The organism is Psychromarinibacter sediminicola, from assembly GCF_029168335.1.
Taxonomy (GTDB): Bacteria; Pseudomonadota; Alphaproteobacteria; order Rhodobacterales; family Rhodobacteraceae; genus Psychromarinibacter; species Psychromarinibacter sediminicola.
Genome location: NZ_JARGYC010000059.1, coordinates 23,730 through 31,578 on the forward strand (window position 1 = coordinate 23,730; position 7,849 = coordinate 31,578).

Annotated in this window: 5 protein-coding genes; 2 read left to right on the forward strand and 3 right to left on the reverse strand. The window is 70.5% G+C overall.

Annotation, left to right across the window (positions count from 1 at the left end; translation table 11 throughout):
- Window positions 1-214: 214 nt before the first annotated feature.
- The 3 genes from P1J78_RS18490 to P1J78_RS18500 all read right to left on the reverse strand — a co-directional run bounded on the left by P1J78_RS18490 (window position 215) and on the right by P1J78_RS18500 (window position 3,449).
- Entirely contained in the window at window positions 215-1,771 is a 1,557-nt protein-coding gene (locus tag P1J78_RS18490; RefSeq protein ID WP_275568864.1) for a trimethylamine methyltransferase family protein, read from the reverse strand.
- A 92-nt stretch (window positions 1,772-1,863) separates the two neighbouring features.
- Window positions 1,864-2,760: a DMT family transporter gene (locus tag P1J78_RS18495; protein ID WP_275568865.1), complete on the reverse strand. Its 897-nt coding sequence runs from the start codon at window positions 2,758-2,760 to the stop codon at window positions 1,864-1,866.
- Complete coding sequence (locus P1J78_RS18500; RefSeq protein ID WP_275568866.1) at window positions 2,757-3,449, reverse strand: HAD family hydrolase; 693 nt, start codon at window positions 3,447-3,449, stop codon at window positions 2,757-2,759. The genes P1J78_RS18495 and P1J78_RS18500 overlap by 4 nt, the downstream gene beginning before the upstream one ends.
- A gap of 108 nt (window positions 3,450-3,557) precedes the next feature.
- Here P1J78_RS18500 and P1J78_RS18505 point away from each other — a divergent pair, with 108 nt between their 5' ends.
- Window positions 3,558-4,001, forward strand: a complete 444-nt coding sequence (locus tag P1J78_RS18505) for a MarR family winged helix-turn-helix transcriptional regulator (RefSeq protein WP_275568867.1) — start codon at window positions 3,558-3,560, stop codon at window positions 3,999-4,001.
- Between the two features lie 9 nt (window positions 4,002-4,010).
- Entirely contained in the window at window positions 4,011-7,202 is a 3,192-nt protein-coding gene (locus tag P1J78_RS18510; protein WP_275568868.1) for a 2Fe-2S iron-sulfur cluster-binding protein, read from the forward strand.
- The last annotated feature ends 647 nt before the right edge of the window (window positions 7,203-7,849 follow it).

Genomic DNA, 7,849 nt, shown 5'->3' on the forward strand with positions numbered 1-7,849 from the left:
CTCGTTCCAAATACGCAAAAACCCCGCAGGATCCCGACAAGCCGACCGGATTTGCCGACCTGCCGCAGCCGCGCACCGGTCCGACGAAGGCACGCCCCCTGCTTCTTCTCGTTCCAAATACGCAAAATCCCGCAGCGGCGCGGCAAGTGGACCGTCCGGATCGGCGCGCGCCCGGCCCCAGATGCCGCCGCCTTCCTGCCCGACCGGGACCGCCTCAGAAATCCGTCGGCGCCCCGCCTTCCTCCTTGCGCCGGGCGACGAAGGCCGCCAGTTCGTCGCGGATCCCCTCCGCCATCGGCGGCGGCTCAAAGGTCGCCAGGATGCGCTTGCAGACCCGCTGCGCCCGCTCCGCCGTCCAGACCGCGCCGTCCTTCTCCCAGGCCTCGAAGTTGCGCCAGTCCGAGACGAACGGCTGGTGGAACGCGCGTTCGTAGCGCGCCTGGGTGTGGTCGATACCGAAGAAATGCCCCTCCGGCCCCACTTCGCGAATCGCTTCCAGCGCGATCTCGTCCGGCCCCGTCGCCACGAGGTCGGGCTCGAAATAGCGCTGGATCATCTGGATCACCTCGCAATCCATCACGAACTTCTCGGGGCTGGCGATCAGCCCGCCCTCCAGCCAGCCGGCGGCGTGGTAGACCAGGTTGACGCCGGCCTGCACCGCCGACCACAGGCTGTTCGAGGTCTCCCACATCGCCTGCCCGTCGGGCACGTTCGCCGCGCAGACCCCGCTGGCGCGCAAGGGCAGGCCATAATGCCGCGCCATCTGCCCGGTCATCTGCGTCGCGCGCATGTATTCCGGCGTTCCGAAGGCGGGGGCGCCCGACTTCATGTCGACATTGCTGGTGAAGGTGCCGATGCCGCAGGGGCAGCCCGGCACCACGTACTGAAACAGCGCGATGGCCGAGAGCGCCTCGGCGATCGACTGCGCCACCGCGCCGGCCATGGTCACCGGCGCCATCGCGCCGGCCAGGGTGAAGGGCGCCACGATCGCCGCCTGGCCGCGCCGGATCATCCTGAGGCAGCCGTCGATCATCGGCGCGTCGTGCTTCAGCGGCGAGGTGGAGTTGATGTTGGTGTACATCCGCGGCGTCGCCGCGAACTCGGCATGGCTCAGCCCGCCGGCGATGCGCACCATCTCCATCACGTCCTCGACCCGCTCGGCGCCGAGGCTGTAGGCATGCACCACCTTGTCGGTCAGCGTCAGCTTGTCGAACAGCACGTCGAGATGCCGGACCGAGGCGTGGATATCCACCGGCTCCACCGGGTAGCCGCCGGCGAAATGGATGCAGTTGAACGCCTGCGTCAGCGTCAGGAGCTCGCGGCAGCGCGCCCGCGTGCCGGTGACCTTGCCGGTCTCCAGCGACCAGTAGTTCGGCGGGCTGGAGACGTTGCCGAACAGGATATGGCGCTCGCCCAGCGTGAGCCGGCGCTCCGGGTTGCGTGGGGTCAGGGTGAAGCTGCCGGGCGCGCGGGCCAGCATCTCGGCCACGAAGTCGCGGCCCATGCGGACGTTGGTGCCCTCCACCGTCATGCCGGCCTGCCGGAAGAGCGCCAGCGCCTCGTCGTTCAGGAACTCGATGCCGATCTCTTCCAGGATGCGCATGGCGCCGTCGTGGATCGCGGCGATGCCCTCGGCTGTCAGCGGCTCGGTCGGGCGGTCGGTATTGACCGGCAGGCGCCAGGGCATCTGCCGGATCGCCGCCGGGTCCGTCCGCCGCCGGTTGCCCGCCTGTCCGCCCGACCGCCTGCGCCGCGCCGCCGTCTGTTCCATGTATCGCCTCCGGTTGGGGCCACAAAACAGGACGCGCCGGGCGCGGGTTTGTCGTTTCGCGACGGGATATGTCGCATTTGGAACGGGCGGGCTCAGCGCGCGGCCGCCCGGCCCCGCCGCCGCGCCCGGCGCCCCGCGGTCCAGAGGTAGACGGCGAGGCTGCCGACCACGATGGCCCCGCCCAGCAGCATCGCGGGCGTCGGTTCCTCGCCCACGCCGAGCCAGACCCAGAGCGGGCCGAGCACCGTCTCCAGCAGCATCAGGAGGCTGACGTTGGAGGCATGGGTGTAGCGCGCCGCGAGCGACAGGCCGAAGAAGGAGAACGGCAGGATCACCGCCCCGGCGACGAGGATCGCCCAGACCGTGCCGTCGGTCATCGCCGCCGGGCCCGTGACGGCCAGCCCGGTCAGCCCCGCCAGCAGCGACCCGACCCCGACGGTGAGCGGGATCGGCAGGCCGCCCTGCGCCCGCAGCACCACGAAGTTCAGCGCCAGCGACAGGGCCACGCCCAGCCCCGCCAGCGCGCCGAACAGCGCGCCGCGGTCCAGCCGCAGCTCGGCCTCGCCGCCGAAGACGGCGATGCCGATGCCGGTCAGAACGGCGCAGATCGTCACCCAGGTCGAGGGCCGCGTCGGCTCTCCGATCAAGAGCCGCGCCAGCAGCGCCGAGAACACCGGCACCGTCGCCACGCCGAACAGCACCACCGGCACCGGCGCCGCCGCGATGCCGGTGGAGAACAGGATGTTGTTGAAGAACTGGCAGCCGACGATCACCAGCCCCCAGAGCGAGGCCATCGCCGCCAAGTCGCGGCCGCGGTCGCCGCTGGTCGCCGCCCAGCCGATCAGCAGCACGCCGCCCATCGCCAGGCCGCGCCAGCCGACCATCTGCAGCCCGTCCATGCCAGACAGCCGCATCAGCAGCGCATCGGGCGTCAGCACCAGCGTCGCGACGGTCGCCAGCGCGAGGCCGAAGAGCGGATGCCGCGTCACAGGCGCAGCCAGTCCGGCAGGTGGCCGATATCGGGCAGCACCGCGTCGGCCAGCGGCGCCAGCTCCGTCGCCGGCGCCATGCCGGTCAGCACCGCGACACAGCGCATCCCGGCCGCGCGGCCCGCCAGCAGGTCGTGCGTGCTGTCGCCGACCATGACGACGGCGTTTGGCGGCAGGTCCACCGCCGCGGCAAAGGCCAGGCACATGCCCGGCGCCGGCTTGCCGCCGTGGCCGGAATCGTAGCCGGCGATGAAGTCGAAGGCGTCCTCCTGCCCGGCGGCCGCGAGATGGGCGCGCGCCGGCGCCTCGGCGTCGTTGGTGGCCACGCCCAGCTTCAGCCCCGCCGCGCGCAGCCGCGACAGCAGCGGGCCGAGCGGCGCCGCCTCGACCTGCGGCGCCAGCGCGGCGGCGTCGTTCAGCCGCTCGATCAGCTCCGCCTCGGTCAGTTCCGGCACGCCGGGCGCGAGCAATTGCACGATCTCGTCCGGCGTCCCGGCGATCACGGTGCTGGCCGGGTCGAAGTTGCGCCGCTCCATGTCGAAGCCGATCCGCGCGCCTAGCGCCGCCGCCCGCGCCGCGTCGCCCGCCGCCAGGTCGGTCAGCATCGACGCCGCCCAGCCGCGCCACGTCTCCTCGAAGTCGAACAGCGTGCCGTCCTTGTCGAACAGCACCCCCCGGATCGCCGTCATCGCCGTCCCCCGTCTGTTTCGTGGTCCCTTGCCACAGTCCGGCGGGGACCGACAGCCCCGGAGATAGACAATTGACATTGCCAATCACTTTGATTGACAGTGCCAATCATGTCCTACCGGCTGCACGAGTCCCTCGGCTACCGCCTGACGCTCGCCTCGCGCGTGCAGCAGCGGCGGCTGGAGGAGAAGCTGCGCCCGCTCGGCCTGTCGCGGCTGGACTGGGTGATCCTGGTGTCGGTGGGCTATGACGGGCTGCGCCGGCCCTCGGACATCTCCGACCATCTCGGCGTCGACCGGACCGCCGTGTCGCGCGCATTGCGGCGGATGGAGACCTCGGGCCTCCTTGCCCGCCGCAACGGCAAGGGCGACGGCCGCACCCGGACCGTGGCGCTGACCGACGCGGGCCGCGACACGCTGGCCCGCGCCACCCCGCTGGCGCAGGAGAACGCCGCGCTGATCGCCGAGCGGTTGTCGCCCGGCGAACAGGACCTGCTGGCGCGACTGCTGACCAAACTGATCACCGACGACGACCTGCCGCCGTCCACCTTCTGAGGCCATCCCATGGGAAAGCTCTTCTCCTACGCCAACCGCCGGATGCATCTGGGCCCCTACCCGCTGGAGCGGCTGCGCCGGGTGGGCCATGCGGACGACCTGGCGAAGCTGCCGCCGATGGAAGGGCTGAGTTTCCGCCGGCCGGACGAGCCGCTGTCCATCGTCAACGCGATGCAGGAATACCAGGCGATGCTGGACGCCACCCGCGACGGCACGCGGAAGGAACGTGCCACGATCCCCGAGGATCCGGCGGAGCGGGCGCGGCACCTGAAGGCGTTCGGCTATTACCTCGACAGCGCGATGGTGGGGATCTGCGAGATCCCCGACGCCGCCCGCCTGCCCGAGCCGCTGAAGAACCCCGACGTCGAGCGGCTGGCCGACAAGATCCGCACGATGCAGCCGAAGACGCTGGCCGCCGGGATCGACGTGATCATGGCCGGGCTGAAGGAGGCGCTGGCCACGCCCCACGCGGATATCGCGCATCACACCCACGCCATCGTGTTCCTCTGCGACTACCCGCGCGATCCGCGCGCCGACGAGCCGGGGACGGACTGGATAAGGGACGCGCAGGCCCACCGCGCCTGCCTGCGCACGATGGAAACCGCCGTGACGCTGTCGAACTACATCCGGCTTCTGGGCTACGAGGCGCGCGCCCATTCCGGGGCGGCGTCGGACGTGCATCTGGCGCGCCTCGGCGTGGCCTCGGGCCTCGCGGCGGTGGAGGACGGGGCGGCGGTCAACCCGTTCCTCGGCACGCGCTACGGGCTTGCCGCGATTACGACGACACTGGAGATGGCGCCGGACACGCCCATCGCGCCGCGCCAGACACCGGGCATCGCCTGGACCGCCGGGCTCGGCCGGCAGGCCCGGACGGCGCGCAACGCCGACCCCTTCGCGAAGCGCGACTTCAGGGACGGGGCGCACCCGTTCGAGACGCTGAAGCGGGTGGAGGAGCCGACGACCTATATCGACCGCGCCAATGTCGCGCGGGTGCCGAAGCGGGCCAACATGTTCGCCCGCTCGCTGTTCGGCGACCTCGGCAAGACGGCGCAGGAGGGCGCGCGGAACGGCAACTACGTGCGCAAGGCGGCCTCGGCCTTTGCGTTCCGGCCGTCGCTGGGCGCGTTCATCCTGCTGCAGGACGGCGAGACGGGGGAGGTGCATCCCTCGACATCGGATGCGCAGCGGAACGCGGACAACATCAAGGGCGCGCTGTATTTCCTGGGCCAGGATGCGGTGGGGCTGTCGGAGTGCCCCGACTGGGCGTGGTATTCCCACGACGCCGCCGGCAATCCCATCACGCCCTACCACGACCAGGCGATCAGCATGATCGTCGACCAGGGGCACGAGACGATGGAGGGCGCGTCGGGCGACGACTGGATCTCCTGCGCCCAGTCGATGCGGGCCTATCTGCGGTTCTCGCTGGTCGGCGGCGTGCTGGCGCAGCACCTGCGCAATCTCGGCCATTCGGCCCGCACGCATACGGTGATGGACGACGAGGTGCTGCACCCGCCGCTGTTGTTGCTGTCGGGCCTGGGCGAGGTGTCGCGGATCGGCGAGGTGATCCTGAACCCGTTTCTGGGGCCGCGCCTGAAATCCGGCGTCGTCACCTCGACCATCCCGATCACCCATGACAAGCCCATCGACTTCGGCCTGCAGCGGTTCTGCGAGGCGTGCAACAAATGCGCCCGCGAATGCCCCTCGGGCGCGATCACCGCGGGGCCGAAACTGATGTTCAACGGCTACGAGATCTGGAAGTCCGACAGCCAGAAATGCACCACCTACCGCGTCGGCCAGAAGAACGGCGCGATGTGCGGGCGCTGCATGAAGACCTGCCCGTGGAACCTGGAGGGGCTGTTCGCCGAGGCGCCGTTCCGCTGGGCGGCGATGCACGTGCCCGGCGCGGCGAAGGGGCTGGCCAAGCTCGACGACATGGTCGGCAAGGGCGGGCTGAACCCCGTGAAGAAATGGTGGTGGGACCTGGAGATGGTGGACGAAGGGCCCTACGGCCCGCCGCAACAGCCCGCCAACGCGCGCGACCTGAACCGCGACCTGGACCTGAAATACGAGGATCAGACGCTCGCCGTCTACCCCGCGCCCCTTGCGCCGCCGCCCTATCCCTGGCCGTTCCCGATGGACCGCGAGGCGGGGATCGCGGCCTATCAGGCGATGATCCCGGCCGACGAGCACAAACGCCGCCGCGCCGCGGGGCTGCCGCCCGAGCATGTCTATACCGCCGACCAGGGCGACAACCCGGTGCTGTCGCTGGTGGTGACCAAGGCGGAGCGGATGACCGACACGGTCACCAAGTACGAGCTGGCCCGGCCCAATGGCGGCGAGCTGCCGCCCTTCGAGGCGGGGGCGCATATCGACGTGGTCGTCGCGCCGGAATTCTTCCGCCAGTTCTCGCTGTCGGGCGATCCGGCGGACCGGACCAAGTATCAGATCGCGGTGCTGCGCGAGGAGGACGGCCGCGGCGGCTCGAAGCTGATGCACCGCATCTTCCACGAGGGCCGGCGGGTCTTCACCTCGCACCCGATCAACCACTTCCCGCTGGAGGAGACGGCCAGCTTCACCCATCTCATGGCCGGCGGCATCGGCGTGACCCCGATGATCGCCATGGCCCACCGGCTGCACGCGCAGGGCGCCGCGTTCGCCCTGCACTATTCCGTGCGCACGCGGTCGGAGGCGGGGTTTCTCGACGATCTCGCCGCGATGCCCTGGGCCGACCGGGTGCATCTGCATATCACCGACGAGGGCACGCGCGCCGACCTGGCGGAGATCCTGGCCTACCGCCCCGGTGCCCATGTCTACACCTGCGGCGGCGAACCCTATATGGACGCCGTGATGGCGGCGGCCGAGGCGGCCGGCTTTCCGGAGGAGGCGCGGCATCTGGAATACTTCGCGGTGCCGGAGCTGCCGGATTACGAGAACCATCCGTTCGTGTTGGAGCTGGCGCGGAGCGGGCGGTCGGTTGCGGTCGGGGCCGAGGAGGCCGCCACGGATGCGCTTTTGCGCGCGGGGGTGAAGGTCGACGTGAAATGTTCCGACGGGCTTTGCGGCGTGTGCAAGTGTGCCGTGCTGGACGGCGAGGTGGAGCATCGCGACTTCGTGCTGTCAAAGAAGGAGCGCGAGAACGCGATGATCCTCTGCCAGAGCCGCGCCGCCGCGCCGGAGGGAGTGCTGAAGATCGACCTGTGAGGGGGAGACGGGTGCTGCGACTGGCGCGGGGGCGGAGGTGAGCGGGGAGCCGCGCGGGGGCCGACGCGCGCGGTGGCGCTCCGACGGTTGTGCTTCTCGGTTTATGGCTGCCAAGTCCGGGCGACCTCGGAGCGCAGCGATAACGTCGACCACAGCGCCGCCGCTCGGGTGCGCGTCGGCGCTTGCGCGGCGGCTTCGCCTTGTTCCGCGCGGGGCATCGTTCAGAGGGGGTTATCGTATTTACCCCACACGTTAGCCACTCGCCGCGCGCGGGCGTGGCCGAATCGACGAAGAAGGCGTCCAGTGGTCTTCCGATGCTAACGGGTACAGCGCTGGACGCGCCTGACACCACAACCCGGCACGTCCGAGCAACGTGAGAAGCCGCGGAAGGGCCGACGCGCGCGGGGGCGCTCCGACCTCCGAACGGCGCACTTTATGGCTGCCAAATTCGGGCGACCTCGGAGCTCTGCGATAACGGCAACCACAGCGCCGCCGCTCTGGGGCGCGTCGGCGCTTGCGCGGCGGCTTCGCCTTGTTCCGCGCTGGGCATCGCTCTAACAGGCTGCTGAAGAAGTCGGGTTGGAAGGACGTTATTCCTGTCGCCGGGGCTGGAAGGCGGGTCGCTCGCAGATGCGAACGTCGGGTCC